This is a genomic window from Streptomyces sp. NPDC018693 (genome assembly GCF_044391385.1).
Lineage (GTDB): Bacteria > Actinomycetota > Actinomycetes > Streptomycetales > Streptomycetaceae > Streptomyces.
On the sequence record NZ_JBIRZZ010000005.1, the window covers coordinates 408,016 to 427,551 of the forward strand.

22 protein-coding genes are annotated in these 19,536 nt (G+C 72.4%); 9 read left to right on the forward strand and 13 right to left on the reverse strand.

Annotated elements, in window-relative coordinates:
• Window positions 1-9: 9 nt before the first annotated feature.
• Genes ACH5AC_RS16860 through ACH5AC_RS16875 form a run of 4 tightly spaced genes read right to left on the reverse strand, consistent with a single transcriptional unit; the run spans window position 10 to window position 1,713 of the window.
• Window positions 10-630 (reverse strand): GNAT family N-acetyltransferase, encoded by a 621-nt coding sequence (locus ACH5AC_RS16860; protein ID WP_398862580.1) that lies wholly within the window; start codon window positions 628-630, stop codon window positions 10-12.
• Between the two features lie 40 nt (window positions 631-670).
• Window positions 671-829: a hypothetical protein gene (locus ACH5AC_RS16865; RefSeq protein WP_398862581.1), complete on the reverse strand. Its 159-nt coding sequence runs from the start codon at window positions 827-829 to the stop codon at window positions 671-673.
• An 18-nt stretch (window positions 830-847) separates the two neighbouring features.
• Window positions 848-1,219: a hypothetical protein gene (locus ACH5AC_RS16870; RefSeq protein ID WP_398862583.1), complete on the reverse strand. Its 372-nt coding sequence runs from the start codon at window positions 1,217-1,219 to the stop codon at window positions 848-850.
• The gene (locus tag ACH5AC_RS16875; protein WP_398862584.1) at window positions 1,216-1,713 is read right to left on the reverse strand and encodes a DUF6461 domain-containing protein; all 498 of its coding nucleotides are present in this window, start codon (window positions 1,711-1,713) and stop codon (window positions 1,216-1,218) included. Before ACH5AC_RS16875 ends, ACH5AC_RS16870 begins: the two co-directional genes overlap by 4 nt.
• Before the next feature lie 129 nt (window positions 1,714-1,842).
• Here ACH5AC_RS16875 and ACH5AC_RS16880 point away from each other — a divergent pair, with 129 nt between their 5' ends.
• The gene (locus ACH5AC_RS16880) at window positions 1,843-2,343 is read left to right on the forward strand and encodes an HAD domain-containing protein (protein WP_398862585.1); all 501 of its coding nucleotides are present in this window, start codon (window positions 1,843-1,845) and stop codon (window positions 2,341-2,343) included.
• Between the two features lie 28 nt (window positions 2,344-2,371).
• Here the strand turns inward: ACH5AC_RS16880 and ACH5AC_RS16885 are convergent, their stop codons facing one another.
• Window positions 2,372-3,817, reverse strand: coding sequence for a glyceraldehyde-3-phosphate dehydrogenase (locus tag ACH5AC_RS16885; protein ID WP_398862586.1), 1,446 nt, complete (start codon window positions 3,815-3,817; stop codon window positions 2,372-2,374).
• A gap of 170 nt (window positions 3,818-3,987) precedes the next feature.
• On the opposite strand from ACH5AC_RS16885, the gene ACH5AC_RS16890 reads away from it, so the two are divergent.
• From ACH5AC_RS16890 to ACH5AC_RS16900, 3 genes are all read left to right on the forward strand, one after another.
• Entirely contained in the window at window positions 3,988-4,818 is an 831-nt protein-coding gene (locus ACH5AC_RS16890) for a PP2C family protein-serine/threonine phosphatase (RefSeq protein ID WP_398862587.1), read from the forward strand.
• 475 nt (window positions 4,819-5,293) lie between these two features.
• Window positions 5,294-6,340 carry an MASE1 domain-containing protein gene (locus tag ACH5AC_RS16895; RefSeq protein WP_398862588.1) on the forward strand — a complete coding sequence of 349 codons (1,047 nt, stop codon included), beginning with the start codon at window positions 5,294-5,296 and terminating at the stop codon, window positions 6,338-6,340.
• A 96-nt stretch (window positions 6,341-6,436) separates the two neighbouring features.
• Window positions 6,437-7,987: an MFS transporter gene (locus tag ACH5AC_RS16900; RefSeq protein WP_398862589.1), complete on the forward strand. Its 1,551-nt coding sequence runs from the start codon at window positions 6,437-6,439 to the stop codon at window positions 7,985-7,987.
• Here ACH5AC_RS16900 and ACH5AC_RS16905 read toward each other — a convergent pair.
• The gene (locus ACH5AC_RS16905) at window positions 7,977-8,597 is read right to left on the reverse strand and encodes a hypothetical protein (protein WP_398862590.1); all 621 of its coding nucleotides are present in this window, start codon (window positions 8,595-8,597) and stop codon (window positions 7,977-7,979) included. The genes ACH5AC_RS16900 and ACH5AC_RS16905 overlap by 11 nt on opposite strands.
• On the reverse strand, window positions 8,594-10,276 hold the full coding sequence (locus tag ACH5AC_RS16910; RefSeq protein ID WP_398862591.1) for a serine/threonine-protein kinase: 1,683 nt from the start codon (window positions 10,274-10,276) through the stop codon (window positions 8,594-8,596). Before ACH5AC_RS16910 ends, ACH5AC_RS16905 begins: the two co-directional genes overlap by 4 nt.
• Before the next feature lie 308 nt (window positions 10,277-10,584).
• Between ACH5AC_RS16910 and ACH5AC_RS16915 the strand changes: the two genes are divergently transcribed.
• Complete coding sequence (locus tag ACH5AC_RS16915; protein WP_398862700.1) at window positions 10,585-12,573, forward strand: discoidin domain-containing protein; 1,989 nt, start codon at window positions 10,585-10,587, stop codon at window positions 12,571-12,573.
• Window positions 12,574-12,662: 89 nt separating this feature from the next.
• Here the strand turns inward: ACH5AC_RS16915 and ACH5AC_RS16920 are convergent, their stop codons facing one another.
• A complete protein-coding gene (locus ACH5AC_RS16920; protein WP_398862592.1) occupies window positions 12,663-13,535 on the reverse strand; it encodes a trypsin-like serine protease in 873 nt (290 codons plus the stop codon).
• A gap of 186 nt (window positions 13,536-13,721) precedes the next feature.
• On the opposite strand from ACH5AC_RS16920, the gene ACH5AC_RS16925 reads away from it, so the two are divergent.
• From ACH5AC_RS16925 to ACH5AC_RS16935, 3 genes are read left to right on the forward strand one after another with little or no spacing between them, the layout of a single operon-like run.
• Window positions 13,722-14,438, forward strand: a complete 717-nt coding sequence (locus ACH5AC_RS16925; RefSeq protein ID WP_398862594.1) for a nucleotidyltransferase family protein — start codon at window positions 13,722-13,724, stop codon at window positions 14,436-14,438.
• The gene (locus ACH5AC_RS16930) at window positions 14,435-14,722 is read left to right on the forward strand and encodes a BON domain-containing protein (RefSeq protein WP_398862595.1); all 288 of its coding nucleotides are present in this window, start codon (window positions 14,435-14,437) and stop codon (window positions 14,720-14,722) included. The genes ACH5AC_RS16925 and ACH5AC_RS16930 overlap by 4 nt, the downstream gene beginning before the upstream one ends.
• Window positions 14,719-15,459: a metallophosphoesterase gene (locus ACH5AC_RS16935; RefSeq protein WP_398862597.1), complete on the forward strand. Its 741-nt coding sequence runs from the start codon at window positions 14,719-14,721 to the stop codon at window positions 15,457-15,459. Before ACH5AC_RS16930 ends, ACH5AC_RS16935 begins: the two co-directional genes overlap by 4 nt.
• Window positions 15,460-15,471: 12 nt before the next feature.
• Here the strand turns inward: ACH5AC_RS16935 and ACH5AC_RS16940 are convergent, their stop codons facing one another.
• Together ACH5AC_RS16940 and ACH5AC_RS16945 are read right to left on the reverse strand one after the other, a co-directional pair.
• Window positions 15,472-15,984, reverse strand: a complete 513-nt coding sequence (locus ACH5AC_RS16940) for a molybdenum cofactor biosysynthesis protein (RefSeq protein WP_398862598.1) — start codon at window positions 15,982-15,984, stop codon at window positions 15,472-15,474.
• 9 nt (window positions 15,985-15,993) lie between these two features.
• Window positions 15,994-17,070 carry a YihY/virulence factor BrkB family protein gene (locus tag ACH5AC_RS16945; RefSeq protein ID WP_398862701.1) on the reverse strand — a complete coding sequence of 359 codons (1,077 nt, stop codon included), beginning with the start codon at window positions 17,068-17,070 and terminating at the stop codon, window positions 15,994-15,996.
• Between the two features lie 83 nt (window positions 17,071-17,153).
• On the opposite strand from ACH5AC_RS16945, the gene ACH5AC_RS16950 reads away from it, so the two are divergent.
• The gene (locus ACH5AC_RS16950) at window positions 17,154-17,666 is read left to right on the forward strand and encodes a GNAT family N-acetyltransferase (RefSeq protein WP_398862600.1); all 513 of its coding nucleotides are present in this window, start codon (window positions 17,154-17,156) and stop codon (window positions 17,664-17,666) included.
• On the opposite strand, the gene ACH5AC_RS16955 is transcribed toward ACH5AC_RS16950, so the two are convergent.
• From ACH5AC_RS16955 to ACH5AC_RS16965, 3 genes are all read right to left on the reverse strand, one after another.
• Window positions 17,632-17,952 carry a cupin domain-containing protein gene (locus ACH5AC_RS16955; RefSeq protein WP_398862601.1) on the reverse strand — a complete coding sequence of 107 codons (321 nt, stop codon included), beginning with the start codon at window positions 17,950-17,952 and terminating at the stop codon, window positions 17,632-17,634. The genes ACH5AC_RS16950 and ACH5AC_RS16955 overlap by 35 nt on opposite strands.
• Window positions 17,949-18,812 carry a class I SAM-dependent methyltransferase gene (locus tag ACH5AC_RS16960; protein WP_398862602.1) on the reverse strand — a complete coding sequence of 288 codons (864 nt, stop codon included), beginning with the start codon at window positions 18,810-18,812 and terminating at the stop codon, window positions 17,949-17,951. Before ACH5AC_RS16960 ends, ACH5AC_RS16955 begins: the two co-directional genes overlap by 4 nt.
• Before the next feature lie 101 nt (window positions 18,813-18,913).
• Complete coding sequence (locus tag ACH5AC_RS16965; RefSeq protein WP_398862603.1) at window positions 18,914-19,531, reverse strand: vitamin K epoxide reductase family protein; 618 nt, start codon at window positions 19,529-19,531, stop codon at window positions 18,914-18,916.
• Window positions 19,532-19,536: the final 5 nt, after the last annotated feature.

The window sequence follows — 19,536 nt, forward strand, 5'->3', positions numbered from 1 at the left end:
TCGCGCCGGTCAGCGCGTCGTCGAACGGGCCAGGTACCACACAGGACCGGGATCCGGCACGGCGATCTCACGGAAGCCCAGCCGGTCGTAGAACGCCCGCGCGGTCGTGTTGGCCTGAGCCATGCACAGATGCACGGCCGGCACTCCGCCGGCCCTCAGCGCGTCGAGGAACGCCCACATCAACGCGCGCCCGTGGCCCCGCCCCTGCCACTGCGGCAGCAGGTCGATGTGCAGATGGGCGGGGAACTCCGCCAGCTCGGGCAGCACCATGCGCTCCGGGTCGTGCAGCAGCCCGGTCATCTCCTCGCTCGGCGTCCGGGCCGGACCGTCGGGGCGCGGATACCGGCCCGCGACCCGGGGCAGCCACCTCCCACGGAACCATTCCACGAACCCGGGCGTGTCCACCGTCCCCAGGATGTAACCCACCGCGCGCCCGCTGCCGTCGTCCAGTACCCGTGCGAGTTCCGGCTCCCGGTCGACGTACGGGTAGGCGAAGATCGTCGGCATCAACTCCGGGTCGGGGTGGACGGCGGAGGAGTCCTGGCCGTTGTGCGCCGTCCTCACGCAGATGTCACCGACGGCGAGGCGATCGGACGGCTGATACGGGCGTACGTGGGGCGCTGGCTTCATGACTCAGCATGATCGCAGCCATGGCGCTCCCACAAGGGCGTCACTCGGTCAACGGCGGTGCGGGCAGCGCGAAGTGATCGGCGATGATCCGCAGGGTCAGGGCACCGTCCGCGTTGAAGCCGCCGTCGGCGTCGTAGCCCGGTGTCTCACGGCCCACGATCCCCGCCTCCAGCAGCTCCCGCACCAGCAGGTCGGCCATGCCACCACCGCGCCGGGACTACCGGCGCCCGCCGACGTTGAAGTACGTCTGCTCGAAGCCGCCTCGGCTGTGGGCGAACTGGAAAGGGTGCTCGGCGCAGTGCGCGACGGCGTAGTTCTGCCCGTGGGGACAGGTGCACGGGGGCGTGGAGGCCAGGAACACGGACTCCACGGACTCCGGATCGGCCACGCGGTCCTTGTACCGGTAGCCGGTGAGGTCGCGCGCGAGTTTCCATCCGGTTCCGTGGGCGGCGTGGGTCACCCACACCCAGCCGTCCGAGACGCCCGAGGTCAGGGGAGGCCGGTCGACCTCGGTGAGGATGCCGGAGAGTGTGGGCAGGTCCATGCCCCGGAGGAAGGTGAGATACGTGTCGGCGGGGAGCAGGCTCACCGGGCCGCCACCTCCGCGGAAAGGGGTGGGCTGGGCAGGTGGAAGAAGTCGGCGAGGGTGCGTACGAGCCGGAGTTCGTCGTCGACCGCGTCGGGGCCGATCAGACCGGCCTCCAGCAGCTCGGGGGAGAGGTGGTCGGGGTTGTCACCGACCCGCTGCTGCAGGTCCTCGAAGCTGAAATGGAGGATCAGGCGCCCGTCCCGGTAGTAGGAGAAGGCGGGCGGGAATGACTTCGCGCTGCACGGCTCCCTCTCGAAGACGACCAGTTCCGTGCCGTCGGAGCACAGGCGCAGGTAGTCGACGTCGTCGTAGTCCTCCGCCTCCCAGTCGTGCACGGGGTGCACCGCCCAGGCCCATCCGTCGGCCGCCCCGTGGCAGCGCGGCTCGCGTCGCAGCCGTCGTATGCCGTCGGTGAGCGCGTCGGGGGAGAGGCCGCGGGCGAGGACCACGTTCACCTCGTCGCCGGGATCGACTGCCTGCATCCAGTCCTTCATGCCGAGCACCCTAGGACGGGGCACTGACATTGATGCTGAAACGCAGGTTCCGGTGGCCGTGGCTCGGGCACTGCCTGACGCCCTGCTGGGCTGCCTTGCCGTTGGCAGGGGGCCGGGTAGCGTGCGCCCATGACCGATCGCGCCGAGCAGACCGAACGCCCCGTGCTCTTCCTGGACGTCGACGGCACCCTGCTGCCCCTCGGCGGAACTCGGTCCCCGGCGGCCCCCGTTCAAGACACGCCCAACCCCCTGCTGGCGCGCCTCGATCCCGCGCACGGGCCGCGGCTGCTGGCGCTGCCGTGCGAGCTGATGTGGGCCACGACATGGATGGCGGACGCCAACGAGGTCATCTCCCCGCTGCTCGGCCTGCCACGACTGCCCGTGGTCGAGTTGCCGGAGACGCCGCAGGGCGAGGCGGTCGCCCTGCACCACAAGACGCGGCCGCTCGTCGACACGGCCGCCGGGCGGTCGTTCATCTGGGTCGACGACGAGATCACCGACGTCGATCGCGCCTGGGTCGCCGCGCATCACCCGGGCCGGGCGCTGCTGCACCGTGTCGACGCCGCGGTCGGCCTGACCGAGGGGGACTTCGCCGTGCTGGAGGCGTGGCTGTGGAAGGGCCCCCGGTGAGTCGAGGTCACCGGGGGCCCGTACCGGGTCAGGCGGCCGGAGCCGGGAAGGTCGGGTACTCCACCCCGGAGACGTGCTGGACGACTCGGATGACCTGGCAGGAGTAGCCGAACTCGTTGTCGTACCAGAGGTAGAGGATCGCGTTGTCGCCGTCGACCTTGAGCGCGCCGGCGTCGACGATCGAGGCGTGACGGGAGCCGATGAAGTCGCTGGAGACCGCGTCGGGGGCGCTGATGAAGTCGATCTGGCGGCGCAGCGGCGAGGTCAGCGAGACGTCGCGCAGGTGGTCGAGGACCTCCTCGCGGGTCGCCTCACGGGCGAGCTGCAGGTTGAGGATGGCGATCGAGACGTCCGGCACCGGGACGCGGATCGAGCTGCCGGAGATCTTCGCCTTGAGGTCGGGCAGCGCCTTGGCGACGGCGGAGGCCGCGCCGGTCTCGGTGATGACCATGTTCAGCGGCGCGGAGCGGCCGCGGCGCTCGGACTTGTGGTAGTTGTCCAGCAGGTTCTGGTCGTTGGTGAACGAGTGGACGGTCTCCACGTGCCCGCGCAGCACGCCGTACTCGTCGTCCATGGCCTTCAGCGGCGGCACGATCGCGTTGGTGGTGCAGGACGCGCAGGACAGGACCCGCTCGTCCGGCTTGACCGTGTCGTGGTTGACGCCGTGCACGATGTTCGGCACATCGCCCTTGCCGGGCGCGGTCAGCACGACCTTGTCGATGCCCGGGCGCAGGTGCTGCGACAGGCCCGCGCGGTCGCGCCACTTGCCGGTGTTGTCGATGAGGATGGCGTCCTTGATGCCGTACGTCGTGTAGTCGATCTCGGACGGGTCGCCCGCGTAGATCACCTTGATCGCGTTGCCGTTGGCGATGATCGTGCTGTTCGCCTCGTCGACGGTGATCGTGCCCTGGAACTGGCCGTGGATGGAGTCACGGCGCAGCAGCGAGGCACGCTTGACGATGTCCTGCTCGCCGCCGCCGCGCACCACGATCGCGCGCAGGCGCAGACCGTTGCCGGAGCCCGCCTTCTCGATCAGCAGGCGGGCCACGAGACGGCCGATGCGGCCGAAGCCGTACAGGACGACGTCGCGGCCGTCGCCGCGCTCGATCTTGTTGGCGCCGGTGGCGCCGGCCACGGCCTGCGCGGTGAACTCCTCGACCGTGAGGCCCTGGTCGTCGGCCTTGTAGGTGGCGGCGAGCCGGCCGATGTCGATCTGTGAGGGACCGAGGTCGAGCGTGGTGAGCGCCCGCAGGAACGGCATCGTCTCGGTGACCGAGAGCTCCTCGCCGGCGATCTGCCGGGCGAAGCGGTGCGTCTTGAGGATGCTGACCACCGACTTGTTCACCAGGGAGCGGCTGTGCAGCAGGACGGTCACGTCCTGCTCGCGGTGCAGCTTCCCGATGATCGGGATCATCGACTCCGCGATTTCCTCGCGGTGCTTCCAGTGGGTGAACGAGTCGTCGTTGACAGTCACAGATCCATCTTTCGAGCTAGGTGGCGCTCATATGTAACCACACCATCGTTTTTGATCAAGCGGGGGTGGGTGGCCGCCCTGTCGATATGATCTGACCTACGTAAAATCGGGCGATATGCCTGGAAAGTGATATGCCCTGAAAGGGGCGCCCGCCTCAGCCGGAGTGAGCGATGCCCCGCAAGCGCCCCATGGACGACGGTGACGAGCTGCTGGCCAGACTCGGCTCGCTGACCGCCCAGGCACGGGAGCGCGCGGAACTCCAGCGCAACCAGGTCGAGCTCGCCATCGCCCTGCAGCGCGGCATGCTGCCCCGGGACCTGCCGGTCGCCCCGCGCCTGCGGCTGGCCGTGCGCTACGCACCCGCCTACCACGGTCTCAGCGTCGGCGGCGACTGGTACGACGCGTTCGCCCTGCCCGACGGCGGCATCGGGCTGTCCATCGGTGACGTCCAGGGCCACAACATCGAGGCGGCCGCGTTCATGGGCCAAGTCAGGGTCGGTCTGCGCGCGCTCGCGTCGGTCACCGGCGAGCCCGGCGAACTCCTCGCCCGCACGAACGACCTGCTGCTGTCCCTGGGCAGCGACCTCTTCGCCACCTGCACCTTCATGCGCCTCGACCCGGCCACCGGGGTGCTGGAGAGCGCGCGGGCGGGCCACATACCGTGCGTGTGGGCCACGGCCGACGGCAAGTCCGGCATCGCCGACGACGCGGGCGGGCCGCCGCTCGGCATCCAGGCCGGCACGGAGTACCCGGTGACCCGCTACCGGCTCACCACCGGCGGCGTCTTCGTCCTCGTCACGGACGGTGTGGTCGAAGGCCCCTCCATGCCCCTGGAAGAGGGCCTGGACCAGGTGGTGCGCCTCGCCGGCCTCGCCGCCGTCGCCGGCCTGGAGACCTCCTCCCTCGCCGCCGCCGTCATCGAGGGCGCCGAACGCGTCGGCCACCAGGACGACGCCGCCGTCCTGGTCATCGGCCACGACGGCCACGAAGACCCCCCGTAGACGCCCGACCCCGCCACAGGGCCCTCCAGGTTCCGTCAGAGCGTGCGCGAAAGGTCCCCCATGGAGCGCCCTGGCCCGGTCGGGGTGGGCGAGAGGGTGGTCTGCGGTGTGCCTGGCTCCGTCTTCCGGTCCTCCGGGCCCAGCCAAGACGGCCACCCGGCCCCCGGGCCGCTGCCCCGGCCCCCGTTCCCTGTCCCGGCCCCCGGCCCCTGGCCCCCGGCCCCCGGCCCCTGGCCCCCGGCCCCCGGCTCCCGGGCCTCGGGCTGCTGCCCCGGCCCCCGTTCCCTGTCCCGGCCCCCGTTCCCTGTCCCGGCCCCCGTTCCCTGTCCCGGCCCCCGTTCCCCGGCCCCCGCCGACGGCCCCTCGTCCCCGCCCCGGGCGCCTGGCCCCCGGCCTGCCCCCAGGCCCCTCGGGTTCAGCCATAGGGCCGGACGGGTGGGCTCTCGCCTCGCCGTTGGGGGCGGGGCGGTGTGTGATGGCTGCTGTGGTGGCTACGCGGGATCTGCATCGACCGGCCGTGGCGGTCGTCCAGGTGCTGGCCGTGGCCGGTTGTTACTACGCGGCCGGCCGGCTGGGGCTCATGCGGCAGCTGGTCGTCGAAGGCGCCGTGTTCACCCCGATCTGGCCGCCGACGGGTGTCGCGGTCGCCGCCCTGCTGATCATCGGTCCGCGCTGCTGGCCCGGAATCGCCCTCGGCGCCCTGCTGGTCATCCTGTCGATCACCACGGACCTCACGCCCGCCGTGACCGGCAACCTGATCGGCAACACCCTGGCCCCGGTGTGCGCCTACCTGATGCTGCGCCGCGTCGGCTTCCGTACCGGTCTCAGCCGCCTCAAGGACGGCCTCGCCCTGGTGTTCCTGGGCGCGCTCACGGCCATGCTGATCAGCGCGACGACCGGCGTCGGCCTGCTGGTGCTGACCGACAAGCTGCCCGCCCACGCCTTCTGGCCGGTGTGGCTGGCCTGGTGGGTCGGTGACGCCATGGGCGTCCTGATCGTCACCCCGATGCTGCTCGTCCTCAGCCGCGCCCGCCTGCCCCCGCACCCCTCCCGCTGGCGCTGGCAGGAGGCGCTGGCGCTGATCCTGAGCGCCGGCGTCCTGGTGCCGGTGGCCACGCACTACGACGTCAGCGTGCTGTTCCTGGTCTACCCGCTGCTGATCTGGGCCGCCCTGCGCTTCCAGCTCGCCGGCACCATGCTGTGCGCCCTGTTCGCCTCGGTCATGGCCACGGTCGCGGCGACGGACCGCACCGGCCCCTTCGCCGAACTGACCCGCATCGAGGTGATGCTGAAGCTCCAGGCGTTCAACGGCGCGATGGCCCTGACGGCGCTGTTGCTGTCGGCGGTGATCACCGAGCAGCGCAACACCAGACGCTCGGTCGAGAACGCATGCCAGGAACTCGTCGAGGTCCTCGAACACCTCACGGCCGGGGAGCCCCCGCCGCCCGCCCGGAACCTGCACCCACGAACGGCGACCGACACGAACACGAACCCGAGCCAGGGCGACACACCTTGGCCGTGACGTCCGGCGGCGCCCCGAGTGGTGCCGGTCCCGGGCCGGGCGTACGGTCGAACGGTGGACCGGCGGCGCACGCCGCCGGCTCCCGTGGGACCCGTGATGAGCAGCAGTCCGCGACCGGCATCGGCACCCGCCACGCCCGCCCCGCAGACCGGCGGCGGTGGCGGCAGTCCGATGGCGCTGCTGGTGATCGCGTCCTGCCAGCTGATGGTGGTCCTGGACATCACGATCGTGAACATCGCGCTGCCGCACATCCAGCGCTCCCTGGACTTCTCCACCACCAGCCTGTCATGGGTGGTCAGCGCCTACACCCTCACCTTCGGCGGCCTGCTGCTGCTCGGCGGCCGGGCCGGCGACATCCTGGGCCGCCGGCGGGTCTTCGTCGCGGGCGTCCTGCTGTTCGTGGCCGCCTCCCTGCTCGGCGGACTCGCCCAGAACGCCGGACAACTCCTCGCCGCCCGCGCCCTCCAGGGCGTCGGCGGCGCCATCGCCTCCCCGACCTCGCTCGCGCTGATCAGCACCACGTTCCGGGAGGGCCCGGAACGCAACCGTGCCTTCGGGGTGTTCGCGGCGGTGTCGGCGGGCGGCGGAGCGATCGGCCTGCTCGCCGGCGGAATGCTGGTCGAGTGGCTGAACTGGCGCTGGGTGCTCTTCGTCAACGTCCCCATCGGCCTGCTCATCGCCCTCGCGGCACCCCGCTGGATCCGCGAGTCCGAACGCCACCCGGGCCACTTCGACCTGATCGGCGCGTTCACCTCGACGGCGGGCATGGTGATGCTGGTCTACGGCTTCATCCGGGCCGCCCAGGACGGCTGGCGCGACCCGCTGACGCTGGCCTCGTTCGGCGGCGCGCTGATCGTCCTGGCCACGTTCGTACTGATCGAACGCCGCTCCCGGCAGCCGATCACCCCGCTGCACATGTTCGCCGATCGCAACCGCGCGGGCACCTACGCCATCATGCTGTGCCTGGCCGCGGCCATGTTCGGCATGTTCTTCTTCCTGACCCTGTTCGTGCAGGGCGTCCTGGGCTTCAGCCCGCTCCAGGCCGGCTTCGCGTTCCTCCCCGTGAGCGCCGTGATCGCGGTCGCCGCCGGACTGACGTCGCGGTTCCTGCCGGTGTACGGGCCCAAGCCGTTCATGGTGGTGGGGGCGGTGCTGGCGGCCGCGGGCCTGGCCTGGCTGACCCTGACGGACGTGCACTCCACCTACGCGGGCAGCATCCTCGGCCCGATGCTGGTGTTCAGCTTCGGGATGGGCATGCAGTTCGTCTCCCTGACGCTCATGGCGCTGTCCAACGTGCCCGTCCACGAGTCCGGGGCGGCCTCCGGCCTGCTCAACGCCACCCAACAGGTGGGCGGTTCCCTCGGCCTGTCCATCCTGGTCACCGTCTTCGGCACGGCGAGCAACCGCGAGGCCGAGCGGCAGATCCCGGACTTCCTCTCCCGGGCCGACCCCGCGCAGCGAGCGCGCTTCGAACGCACCGGGGACCTTCCGGCTCCCTGGTCCGACGAGATCCTCGCGGCCGGCGTCTCGGCGGCCTTCGTCACCGCGGCGATCATGGCGGCGACGGCCGCGCTCATCGCCCTCGCCGTGATCCAGGTGCGCGCCTCCGACCTGGAGCGGCTCAAGGGCGGGACGGCTACCGGCTGAGCGGGCAGTCGTAGGTGAAGCGGACGTCCGCGGTGGCGTGGGAGGGGGAGAGCATCCGCAGTTCCGCCACGGCCGCGTACCGCCCCTCGCCCTCGAACGACCACAGCAGCCGCAGCTGCGCGGAGCGCTGACCCTCGTCGACGGCCGTGTGCAGTACGGCGGATGAGGTGCCGTCATTGCGCACCCAGCGGTAGGCGAGCGTGCCGCCCCGGCCGTTCGTCCCGACGACGGCCACCACCTCGGCGTTCGAGTCGCACCCCACCGTCTCCGGCACGACCGTCACCGTGACCTCGCGCACGGACAGCGGCGCCGCCGTCTGCTGCCGCCACAGCACGAACAGGACGGCGGCGATCAGCACCAGGACGGGCAGGGCGTGCCGGCGCAGACGGCCGAGGGACCGGGCCGGGCTCGGCGGCGCGGCGACCCGCGCCACCGGGACACGGTCGGCGAGGGCGGCCGTGACCCCCGGGCCGAAGCGCAGGACGGTCGGGGCGGCCGAGGTGTCCGTCAGCGTGGGGCCGGGCTCTGGCCGCTGGATCCAGTGGCTGCCGAGCACGGTGGCGCTGTACTGGTCGTCGTCACCGGGCCGGCGGTCGTGGGGCGCGCTCATGTCAGCACACACCTCCGGGTCAGCAGCTGCTGCGACGCGCCGCCGTCGGCGGAGGCCGGGCTGGTCGTGGCCTGCACCGTCCAGTAGCAGCCGAGCGTCCGGAAGGAGTGCTCGACGGTGATCGTGTACCGGTCGGCACCACTGCGCTCGTACGACACCGGCGCGCCGTCCGCGGTCCCGGGCCGTCCGGCGGTGTTCCCCGAGAACCAGCCGACGGTCAGGGTGACCGGGCCGGTGCCGTCGGTGATGACGGTGATGGTCGCGGTGGCCGTGTCGGGGCCGGTCTGCCGGAAGTCGGACACCGCGATGTCCTTGACGGAGGGAGGCGTGGGCGGAGGGGAGGTGTCCTCCGACGGGCTCGGTGGGGCCGTCGGCGGGGTGGCCGGCGTGGTGGTGCCGGTGTTCCCCGTAGGAGTGACCGTGGCGGTGACGGAGGCGGGCCCAGACGTCGCCGCGTCGGTCGGCGTGGAGGTGCCGGTGGCCGTCTGGGTCGTGCTCGGGCCCGCGGTCGGGGTCCCGGACGTCGTCGTCGGCGACGGCGGGTCCGTCGCCCCGTTAGCCGACGGCGAGGCCGCGGCGGAGCCCGGCGCGGCGCTCGTCGTGGCCAGCGCCTGCGCCTGCGCGGCCTCCCCGGTGTTCTCCGCGGAGCCCCGGCCGATGCCCTGGGCCAGCAGGATCGCCAGGAGCACGGCCACGACCGACACGGCGAGCCCCGGCCCCGTGGGCCACCAGGCGCGCCACCCTTCGCGCCCCGAACCCCGGCCGAGCACGGTGTGCGCCCGGTCGGCCGGAGGGCGGGGCGGCGTCCCGTCGCCGAGCGGACGCGGTGCCAGCAGCAGCGCCACCAGCGCCGCCAGCCGGCGGCGGCCCCGCGCCTCCCAGTCGTCGCCGTAGCGGGCCAGGGCGACCGCCTCCAGGTCCGCGACGAACGCCGCGGCGTCCAGCGGCCGTTCGTCGGCCGCCTTGGCCATCCCGCGCAGCACCAGCGGTCGTACCGCCTCGGGCAGGTCCGCGACCGGGACGGGCTGCTCCAGGTGCTGCAGCGCCAGCTCGGCCAGGTTGCCACCGGGGTACGGCTTGTGGCCGGTGAGGCACTCGAAGAACGTGGCGGTGGCCGCGTACACGTCGCCGGCGGGGGAGGCCGGTGCCCCGGTCCACTGCTCCGGCGCCATGTAGGCGGGCGTGCCCGCGATGCCGGCGCTGATCCCGGCGTCCACCGCGATCCCGAAGTCGACCAGCTTGGACAGGCCCTCCGGGGTGACCAGGACGTTCTCCGGCTTGTAGTCGCGGTGGACCACACCGACCCGGTGCGCGTCGGCCAGGCCGAGCAGCGAGCCCTTGAGGACGGTCAGCGCGGCCTCGGGCGCCAGCGGACCCCGACCGGTCAGCAGCATCCGCAGCGAGACCCCGTCCACCAGCTCCATCACGATGGCGGCGCCCCGGTCGGCCTCCACGTACTCGTAGAAACCGGCCACGTACGGGCTGGTCAGCCCGCCGAGCAGCTCGGCCTCGGCGCGGAAGCCGTGCACGAAGTCCGGCCGGGTGCGCAGCGACTCACCGAGGTACTTCACGGCGACCGGCACCCCGGTCTGCTCGTGCACGGCGAGCACCACTCGCCCACTGGCCCCGGAACCGAGTTCCAACGACTCGGTGTACCCGGGTACCGTCCATGCGCTCATCGCCCACTCCTTGCCGTGGCCCACGGGGACGAAGACACGTTTTCGGCCACGTCGGTTGCGGTCGCCCGGCAACCGGCGCCCCGGGCTACTTACTCGTCGGTACACAAGTCTTGACGGCGCACGCCACGGCCGAGATCCTCATCGCGTCATCTTGCGCAGGTCATGACAATATTACGGGCTCCCGCAGACCCGGCCGTCGACCGCGCCTTCCCGCCGACCGAGGGACGTGGCCCGTGACCAAGGCTCGACTCCCGTACCGCAGACGCAGAGACGTCACCGTCGTGTCGCTGCTCCTCCTCGTCCTGGCCATGGCCCTCGGTCCCGCGCCGAGTTCCGCGGCAGGCACCGACTGGTGGACCCCCACCGCCCGGCCCGCGCCGGACTCCCGGATCGACGTCACCGGTGAGCCGTTCACCGGCACGAACGCCGCCGGCGAGGTCCGCGGCTTCGTCGACGCGCACAACCACCTGTTCTCCAACGAGGCGTTCGGCGGCCGGCTCATCTGCGGCAAGCCGTTCTCCGAGGCGGGCGTCGCCGACGCCCTCAAGGACTGCCCCGAGCACTACCCCGACGGCACGCTCGCGATCTTCGACTACATCACCCACGGCGGCGACGGCCGGCACGACCCGGTGGGCTGGCCGACGTTCAAGGACTGGCCGGCGTACGACTCCATGACCCACCAGGCCAACTACTACGCCTGGATCGAACGCGCCTGGCGCGGCGGCCAGCGGGTCCTCGTCAACGACCTCGTCACCAACGGCATGATCTGCTCGGTCTACTTCTTCAAGGATCGCGGCTGCGACGAGATGACGTCGATCCGGCTGCAGGCCAAACTGACGTACGACATGCAGGCGTTCATCGACAGGATGTACGGCGGCACCGGCAAGGGCTGGTTCCGCATCGTCACCGACAGCGCGCAGGCCCGCGAGGTCATCCGGCAGGGCAAGCTGGCGGTCGTGCTCGGCGTGGAGACCTCGGAGCCGTTCGGCTGCAAGCAGATCCTGGACATCCCGCAGTGCAGCAGGGCGGACATCGACAAGGGACTCGACGAGCTGTACGCACTGGGCGTGCGCAGCATGTTCCTGTGCCACAAGTTCGACAACGCCCTGTGCGGGGTCCGCTTCGACGAGCACGGCCTCGGCACCGCGATCAACATCGGTCAGTTCCTGTCGACCGGCACCTTCTGGAAGACGGAGAAGTGCACCGGCCCGCAGAAGGACAACCCCATCGGCGGCGTGGCGGCCCACGAGGCGGAGGAGCAGCTCCCGGACGGCGTGGAGGTCCCCGACTACGACGACAACGCCCAGTGCAACGTGCGCGGCCTCACCGACCTCGGCGAATACGCCCTGCGCGGCATGATGAAACGCAAGATGATGGTCGAGATCGACCACATGAGCGTCAAGGCCACCGGCCGCGTCCTCGACATCCTGGAGGCCGAGTCCTACCCCGGCGTGCTCTCCTCGCACAGCTGGATGGACCTCAACTGGACCGAACGCGTCTACTCCCTCGGCGGCTTCATCGCCCAGTACATGCACGGCTCCGAGGGCTTCGCCGCCGAGGCGCGGCGCACGGACGCGCTCCGCGACAAGTACGGCGTGGGCTACGGCTACGGCACCGACTTCAACGGCATCGGCGACCACCCCGCCCCGCGCGGCGCGAACACCGCCAACCCGGTGACGTACCCCTTCCGCAGCGCCGACGGCGGCTCCCTCATCGACCGGCAGACCACCGGACAGCGCACCTGGGACCTCAACACCGACGGTGCCGCCCACGCCGGTCTGATCCCCGACTGGATCGAGGACATCCGGCTCGTCGGCGGCCAGGGCGTGGTCGACGACCTCCTGCGCGGCGCCGAGTCCTACCTCGACACCTGGGGCGGCACGGAAGGGCACCAGTCCGGCGTCAACCTCGCCAAGGGCGCGGCGGCGACCGCCAGTTCCTCCGAGTGGAATCCGTTCACCAGCTACGCACCCGGCCGGGCCGTCGACGGCGACCGGGGCACCCGCTGGGCGAGCGACTGGAGCGACGAGCAGTGGCTGCGCATCGACCTGGGTGCCACCCACCGGGTCGGCCGCGTCACCCTCGACTGGGAGCGCGCGTACGGCAAGGCGTACCGCATCGACCTCTCCACCGACGGCACGACCTGGCACACCGTCTGGTCCACCACCACCGGCGACGGCGGCCTGGACACAGCCCGCTTCACCGGCACCCCGGCCCGCCACATCCGCGTCCACGGCGTACAACGCGGCACCGAATGGGGCTACTCGCTCCACGAGGTGACCGTCCACAGCGGCTGATCACCACCCGCGGCCCGGCCCTCCCGCGCCGACGGTGCGGGAGGGCCGGGCCGACGCGCCTACGGTGCGGGAGGGCCGGGCCGACGCGCCTACGGCAGCTTCACGAACGGCGACAGGAAGGCCCGCGCGCCCGGAGTGTCCAGGCGGTAGGTGACGTTCGTGGCGTAGCAGGGCGAGTCACCGGTGACGGTCGTCGACGCCAGGATCCGTTCGCCGTCGATCACCGCGAAGTTGGGGCCGCCCGAATCGCCGTAGCAGGCACCGCCGTTGCCCTGGGGCGCGGTCATCGCCAGGCGCACCCAGGCGTCGTTGAGGGCGTCGAAGCCCACGGGCGCCTTCAGCCGCACGCCACCGCCCGGGTGGGTCTGGCCGCCCGGGCCGTTCACCGCCTCCTGGGTGCCGTACCCCGCGACGAACCACTCGGTCGAGTTCAGCTGCCGCGACCCCATGGCGCCCAGCTGGTTCGCGGCCGGCAGGGCGGCCGGGGTGAAGGACCAGCGGGCCGCGACCTTCCGCGCGGGCAGCTCGATCACCGAGATGTCGCGGGTGTCCGAGGCGGGACCCGGGTACCCGGGGTGGTTGTGCGCCGTGCCCTCGACGGCGACGGCCCGCGCCTGGGCGGCGGGGTCCCCGGGGTACTTCAGCGCGGCGGCGTCCAGCCCGGCCTGCACGTCCTGGTCGAGCGAGACGTGGAAGCGGACGTTGTCCGGCCAGTCCGTGGTGCAGTGGGCCGCCGTCAGAAACGTGTCGGCGTCGATCATCGTGCCCGAGCAGACCCAGTCGACCCGGTCCGGGGTCGCCGGATCGTTGTCGTTGTCCCAGGTCGCGACCAGCGCGCCGACCTCGGTGCGTTCGGGCGCGGGCGTCGCGTTGTAGGAGTTGATCGCGGACGAGGGCAGCGCGGCGGCGAGCACGGCCGCGCAGGCTGCTGCGGTGACGGCGGTGGCGCGTACGGCAGTCAAGAAGAACCCCTTCTACGGGTGATGGGGACAGGTGTTCCCCTGTGGGAGGCGAGGGGCATTGAATCCCCCGGAGACGGTGATCCACAAGAGCCGGTTCGCCGACGCTCGTACGGTGTCGTGGCCGTGCTCCATGGGTACTCGGGCCCGGTGGTGGCCGTGGGGGCCGCCACGGCGAACGGAGTGCTCATGGCGCACAGTGGTGAGGGCTCGACACTGCCCCGCGGTGGCACGACGCCGGACCTGCGGCTGGCGACCGACACCCCCGCGCGCATGCCGTCCACCGATCCGGACCCCCTGCCCGCGTCCCCGGGGCAGGGCGGCCGGGGCGGCCTTCCGGGCGACCGCACCCAGGCCATCCTGGAGGCGGCCAAACAGGTGGGGAGCCTGCTCAAGCGTCACGGCCACCGGTTCGCGGTGGCCGGCAGCGTCGCCGTCTACGCCCACGGCGGCAACAACAATCTCCGCCACGACGCCGACTTCTGCGTGCTCCGCGAGGACGCCGACGCCGTGACCGGCACGCTGCGCGAGGCCGGCCTCGACGTCCGGGTGCCCCCGGAGGACTGGCTGGTGAAGACCTCCTGCTTCGGCCAGGACATCGACCTCATCTTCGAACTGGCCCACCACCCGGTCACCGCCGAACTGCTCGCCCGGGCCCAGGAGCTGCCCGTCGACTCGGTGCACATGCCCGTGCTCGCCCCGACCGACCTGCTGTGGAGCCTGCTGGCCGCGTTCTCCGAGCACCACTGCGACTTCGGCGCGGCCCTGCCCGTCGCCCGGGTGCTGCGGGAGAAGGTCGACTGGGACGACGTACGGCAGCGATGCGGCCAGGAGCCGATGCCGGCCGCCTTCCTCTTCCTCCTCGAACGGCTGAACATCATCGCCCCGACCAAGGAGCCGTCATGACCGGCCACGGCACCCGGCACCCGCGAGGCGCCCCCACCGCCGGCAACCTCGACTACCGCGCCGCCCGGCTCGGCGACCGGCTGGCCGAGGGCCCGCTCGGTGAACTCGGCGTACGCATCGACGTCCACGGCGACGCGGTGCTGTTGTCGGGCACCGTGCCCACCACCCAGTGCCGCGACGCCCTGCTGACCCTGGCCCACGACGAACTCGCGGGCGTCGCCGTCCACAGCGACATCGCCGTCGCGGACGTCAGCGCCCCCGACCACGCGGAGGAACTCCCGTGATCCGGGTCGCGGCCGTCGGCGACATCCACATGGGCCCCGACAGCCAGGGCCTGCTGCGCCCGTCGTTCGACACCCTCGGGGACGTCGCCGACCTCCTGCTACTGGCCGGCGACCTCACCCGCCACGGCAGCCGGGCGGAGGCCGAGGTGGTCGCCCGCGAGATCAAGGACCTGCCGGTGCCCGTCGTCGCGGTCCTCGGCAACCACGACCACCACGAGGGACGCCCCGACGAGGTCACCGCCGTGCTGACCGAGGCCGGAGCACAGGTCCTGGAGGGGGACGCCACGGTGGTGACCTGCGAGGGCGGCGCCCGGGTCGGCGTGGCCGGGACCAAGGGCTTCGGTGGCGGCTTCGTGGGGCGCTGCGCCGGCGAGTTCGGCGAGCCGGTCATGAAGGAGTTCGTGGCCTACTCCCGCCGCCGAGCCGACGGCCTGCGCGACGCCCTGGAGGACCTGGAGGAGCAGGGCTGCGACCTGCGCATCGCGCTCACGCACTTCTCGCCCGTCGCGGACACCCTGGCCGGCGAACCGCTGGAGATCTACCCCTTCCTCGGCAGTTATCTGCTGGCCGAGGCCATCGACACGGCGGGCGCCGACCTCGCCGTGCACGGCCACGCCCACCTGGGGACCGAGCACGGCATGACCACCGGCGGAGTGAAGGTGCGCAACGTCGCCCAGCCGGTGATCGGCCGGGCGTTCCACGTCTACCACCTGCGGGCCGACGGCTCCGCCCACTGACCCCGCCCGCTCTCACCGCGCCCCGGCGCCCGGCCGGTCGACGACCCGGAACGTGGCCGGGCCCAGCGTGAGCACCCCGTCGGACAGCGGTGCGCACCGCACCCCGCCCCTGCCCCGCAGGGCGCGCTGCGCGCCCGGCCCGATGACGGCGTCCATCCACGCGCACGGCCGGGCCGCGCGCCGGACCGCCAGGACGACGGGCCCGGTGCCGCAGTCCAGGAGGACCGTGCGGCCGACGTAGGCGTCGATGTCGATGCCCCGCAGCAGCACGTTGCGCCGTGTGTGCCGCAGGTCCACGTCCGGGTCCAGGTCCGTCGGCAGGTTCTCCGCCGCCATCACGGTGACGGACGCGTCCCGGTGGGCGGCCTGCCCGAAGTAGCGGTCGCCGACCAGACCGAGGCCGCGACGGACCTCCACCCGCGCCACGCGTTCGTCGTCCGGCCCCGCCGCCGGCCCGTCCGCCGGCCGCCCCGCGTACCGGTGCGCCGCCGAGACGAGCAGCTGCACGACCTCCACCTGTGTCATGGCGCCAGCCTAGGCGGGCCGGTCAGGCCCGCGCATGCGGCGGCGGTCCTCCTCGTCCCACTTCGTGGTGTCACGTGGTTCGGTGTACGGCTCGGCGTCCGGCGGCAGGCCCCCGGCGATGGCCCGCTGGCGCGCGGTCTCCGCGTCGAACTCCAGCCCCAGCAGGATCGCGATGTTGCTGATCCACAGCCACACCAGGAACACGATGACGCCCGCCATCGTCCCGTACGTCTTGTTGTACGAGCCGAAGTTGGCCACGTAGAACGCGAACCCGGCGGAGGCCGCCAGCCAGATCAGCAGGGCCAGGAGACTGCCGGGGGTGATCCAGCGGAAGCCCCTGACCCTGGCGTTGGGCGTCGCCCAGTACAGGATCGCGATCATGATGGTGACCAGCACGACCAGCACCGGCCACTTGGCGATCGACCAGACGGTGAGCGCGGTGTCGCCGAGGCCGAGCGCGGTACCGGCCTGACGGGCGATACCGCCGGTGAACACCACGATCAGCGCGCTGACGACCGCCAGCACCATCAGGACCACGGTCACCGCGACCCGGACGGGCAGCACCTTCCACACCGGCCGCCCCTCCGGCATGTCGTAGACGGCGTTCGCGGAGCGGATGAACGCCGCCACATACCCGGACGCCGACCACACCGCCAGCACCACGCCGACGATCGCCATGATGGAGCCGATGCCGGCGTTGCCCTGCAACTGCTCCACGGCCCGGGTGAGGATGTCCTGCGCCGCGCCGGGGGTGAGCTCCCGCAGGTTCTCCAGCACCCTGTCCGTGGTCGACCTGCCGGTGAGGCCGAGGACCGAGACCAGCACCAGCAGCGCCGGGAACAGCGACAGCACGCCGTAGTACGTCAGCGCCGCCGCGCGGTCGGTCAGCTCGTCGTCCTTGAACTCCCGCAGGGTTCCCTTGAACACCTTGGTCCAGGACTGCCTGGACAGCTGGGTCGGCTTGTCGGGTGCCGCCCTCTCGACGTCCTCGCCGGGACCGTACCGGTCGCCGGTGTCTGCCGCGGGACGTTCCCGGACGTGTTCGTCCTGGTCGTCCCGGTGTCGGATTCTGGGTAGCCGGGCCATGCGGGCCGGGTAACCCCCGCGGTCGGTCTCACGCATACCACCGCACGGCCGGGGGACGGTCACCCGTCCGTATGCTGTCGGCCATGGTGACCTTGGAACGGCTGCGGGCCGACCACGCCGCCGCCCTGCTGGCCTTCGAGCGTGCGAACCGCGCCTACTTCGCCCGGTCGGTCCCGGACCGCGGCGACGCGTACTTCGCGGAGTTCGCCGCACGCCATCGGGCCCTGCTCGCGGAGCAGGACGCCGGTGTCTGCCACTTCCACGTCGTCCTGGACGACCGGGGCGGGCTGGTCGGCCGGGTCAACCTCGTGGACGTCGAGGACGGCACCGCCGAACTGGGCTACCGGATCGCGCAGCGCGCCGCGGGACGCGGGACGGCGACCGCCGCGGTGCGGGACGTGTGCCGCCTCGCCGTCACCGAGTACCGGCTCTCCGCCCTCACCGCCGTCACCACCCACGACAACACCGCCTCCAGGACCGTGCTGGAACGCACCGGGTTCGGGCCCGTCGCGGACATCACTCTCGACGGGCGCCCCGGAACCCGCTACCGACGCCGCCTCCTCACGCCGGGTTCGCCAGCATCGTCAGAAGCATGACGGTCGGCTCCGTGGCCCGGACCGTGTGCGGCAGCCGGGCGGGCAGCCGGACCCAACTCCCTGGCGTCGCCTCGGTCTTCTCCTCCCCGAGGACCAGATCGAGACGGCCCCGGACGACCTGGATGACGACCGGCAGGGCGGAGGTGTGCTCGGTCAGCTCCTCGCCGGCGGCGAACGCGAAGCCGACCACGCGCAGCCGGTCGTCGCGGTACAGGACACGGCTGAGGGTGCCGTCCTCGGGCAGGGGCAGTTCGGCGGACAGATCGGTGATGACGGTGGCGGTCATGCCGGGTTCTCCTTGTTCTCCGTGCTTCCTGGGCGGCCGATCAGGCTGATCGCGCCCAGATGGGCCTGGTGGCGGCGGAAGACGCGGCGCATCCGCGTGACGCGCCGCCCGGCCACCGGATCCCGCAGCGCCCGGCCGACGATGCCGAGGGCGCCGGCCAGCCCCTCGTCGGCGACCAGTCGGCGCGGTTCGAGCAGCGCCATGGGCGCCGTACGGCGGGCGGTGAGGGTGAAGCCCTCGTCGGTGAGCAGTGCGCTCCAGTCGCCCGGGGTCAGCGGCCGGGCGCCGACATGGATGGCGCCGGCGAGGTCGGCGGCGATCTGCTCGGCGAGCGCCGGGTCGATGTCGTCGGGCAGCAGGCACAGTTCGTGGATGCCGTACCGGCCGCCCGGGCCGGCCAGCAGCCGCCGGGCCTCCCGTACGACACGGCGCTTCGCGGCATACGGCTGCATGGTCAGCATCGCCTCGCCGTACACGACGCTGCCGCAGCCGTCCGGGAGACCGGTGTCGGCGGCGTCCGCGCGCACCGCCCGGACCTCGGTCGTGGTGGAGGCGGTGAGCGTGCTCAGGGCGGCCACCGCGGCGGCGTCCCGGTCCACGGCGATATAGCGGGCCGGGACCCGCTCCAGCGTCAGCCGGGCCGTCGCCCCCAGCCCGGCGGCCAGCTCCACCACCCGGTCCTCGGGGCCGACGGCCAGCTCGTCGAGCATCCAGCGGGTCAGCTCCACGCCCCCGGGCCGCAGGACGCGCTTGCCCAAGCGGGCGAGCAGCCAGTGGCCGGGCAGACGGGCGGCGTCCAGGCCCTCGCCGGGGACGGCCGAGGTCCGTTGGAGCGGCTCGTCGTGGTCCGTTCTCGCCATGGGATGCCTCGCTCTCCGCCCGTGCTACTTAGGCGACCCTAATTTCGCCGTCCGGCGGGTACGAGGGCCGAACGTCCCGACCGGCCGGGCCGGTGGCCCCGTCACAGCAGGCCCGTCCAGTACGTCCAGAAACGGGTGAGGACGAGGACGACGATCAGGCCGTACCAGGCGGCCAGGAACAACCAGTGCGACTCCAGCACCAGCGCCAGGACGCCACGGGCGCGCACCGGCACCGGGAGCACACCGTGCCGGAGGTTGTGCAGGGTGACGTACCAGAACAGCGCGATGGTGACGACCCAGACGACGGCGCAGTACGGGCACAGCCGGCCCAGCTCGTACAGCGACTGGTGGATCAGCCAGTGGGAGAGGACGACCCCGCCCAGCGCCCCGGCGTTCAGCCCCAGCCACACCGCCCGGTGCAGCCGCGACCCGGTGAGCACGGCCACGCCGAGGGTGACGACGACGGCGAAGACCGTGATGCCGAGCAGTGCGTTCGGGAAGCCCAGCAGACTGCCCTGCGGGCCGGCCGTGGCCGCGCCGCAGCTCACCACCGGACTGATGTCGCAGGCCGGCCGGAAGCCGGGGTCCTCCAGGGCGTGCCAGCCGTCGACGGCGAGCCGGAAGGAGGCCAGCCAGCCGACGCCGCCGGCCACCGTCAGCAGCGCCCCCATGCGCCGACCGGATCCCGCGCCCGCCGGGGCGATCTCCGAGATGTTCACGGGCA

Coding starts and splice junctions, on each gene's coding strand:
- ACH5AC_RS16930 (WP_398862595.1), top strand. CDS start 14,435: ATGACCGGCCACGGCACCCGGCACCCGCGAGGCGCCCCCACCGCCGGC.
- ACH5AC_RS16925 (WP_398862594.1), top strand. CDS start 13,722: ATGGCGCACAGTGGTGAGGGCTCGACACTGCCCCGCGGTGGCACGACG.
- ACH5AC_RS16940 (WP_398862598.1), bottom strand. CDS start 15,984: ATGACACAGGTGGAGGTCGTGCAGCTGCTCGTCTCGGCGGCGCACCGG.
- ACH5AC_RS16945 (WP_398862701.1), bottom strand. CDS start 17,070: ATGGCCCGGCTACCCAGAATCCGACACCGGGACGACCAGGACGAACAC.
- ACH5AC_RS16950 (WP_398862600.1), top strand. CDS start 17,154: ATGGTGACCTTGGAACGGCTGCGGGCCGACCACGCCGCCGCCCTGCTG.
- ACH5AC_RS16905 (WP_398862590.1), bottom strand. CDS start 8,597: ATGAGCGCGCCCCACGACCGCCGGCCCGGTGACGACGACCAGTACAGC.
- ACH5AC_RS16900 (WP_398862589.1), top strand. CDS start 6,437: ATGAGCAGCAGTCCGCGACCGGCATCGGCACCCGCCACGCCCGCCCCG.
- ACH5AC_RS16865 (WP_398862581.1), bottom strand. CDS start 829: ATGGCCGACCTGCTGGTGCGGGAGCTGCTGGAGGCGGGGATCGTGGGC.
- ACH5AC_RS16890 (WP_398862587.1), top strand. CDS start 3,988: ATGCCCCGCAAGCGCCCCATGGACGACGGTGACGAGCTGCTGGCCAGA.
- ACH5AC_RS16875 (WP_398862584.1), bottom strand. CDS start 1,713: ATGAAGGACTGGATGCAGGCAGTCGATCCCGGCGACGAGGTGAACGTG.
- ACH5AC_RS16860 (WP_398862580.1), bottom strand. CDS start 630: ATGAAGCCAGCGCCCCACGTACGCCCGTATCAGCCGTCCGATCGCCTC.
- ACH5AC_RS16880 (WP_398862585.1), top strand. CDS start 1,843: ATGACCGATCGCGCCGAGCAGACCGAACGCCCCGTGCTCTTCCTGGAC.
- ACH5AC_RS16955 (WP_398862601.1), bottom strand. CDS start 17,952: ATGACCGCCACCGTCATCACCGATCTGTCCGCCGAACTGCCCCTGCCC.
- ACH5AC_RS16960 (WP_398862602.1), bottom strand. CDS start 18,812: ATGGCGAGAACGGACCACGACGAGCCGCTCCAACGGACCTCGGCCGTC.
- ACH5AC_RS16910 (WP_398862591.1), bottom strand. CDS start 10,276: ATGAGCGCATGGACGGTACCCGGGTACACCGAGTCGTTGGAACTCGGT.
- ACH5AC_RS16915 (WP_398862700.1), top strand. CDS start 10,585: ATGGCCCTCGGTCCCGCGCCGAGTTCCGCGGCAGGCACCGACTGGTGG.
- ACH5AC_RS16895 (WP_398862588.1), top strand. CDS start 5,294: ATGGCTGCTGTGGTGGCTACGCGGGATCTGCATCGACCGGCCGTGGCG.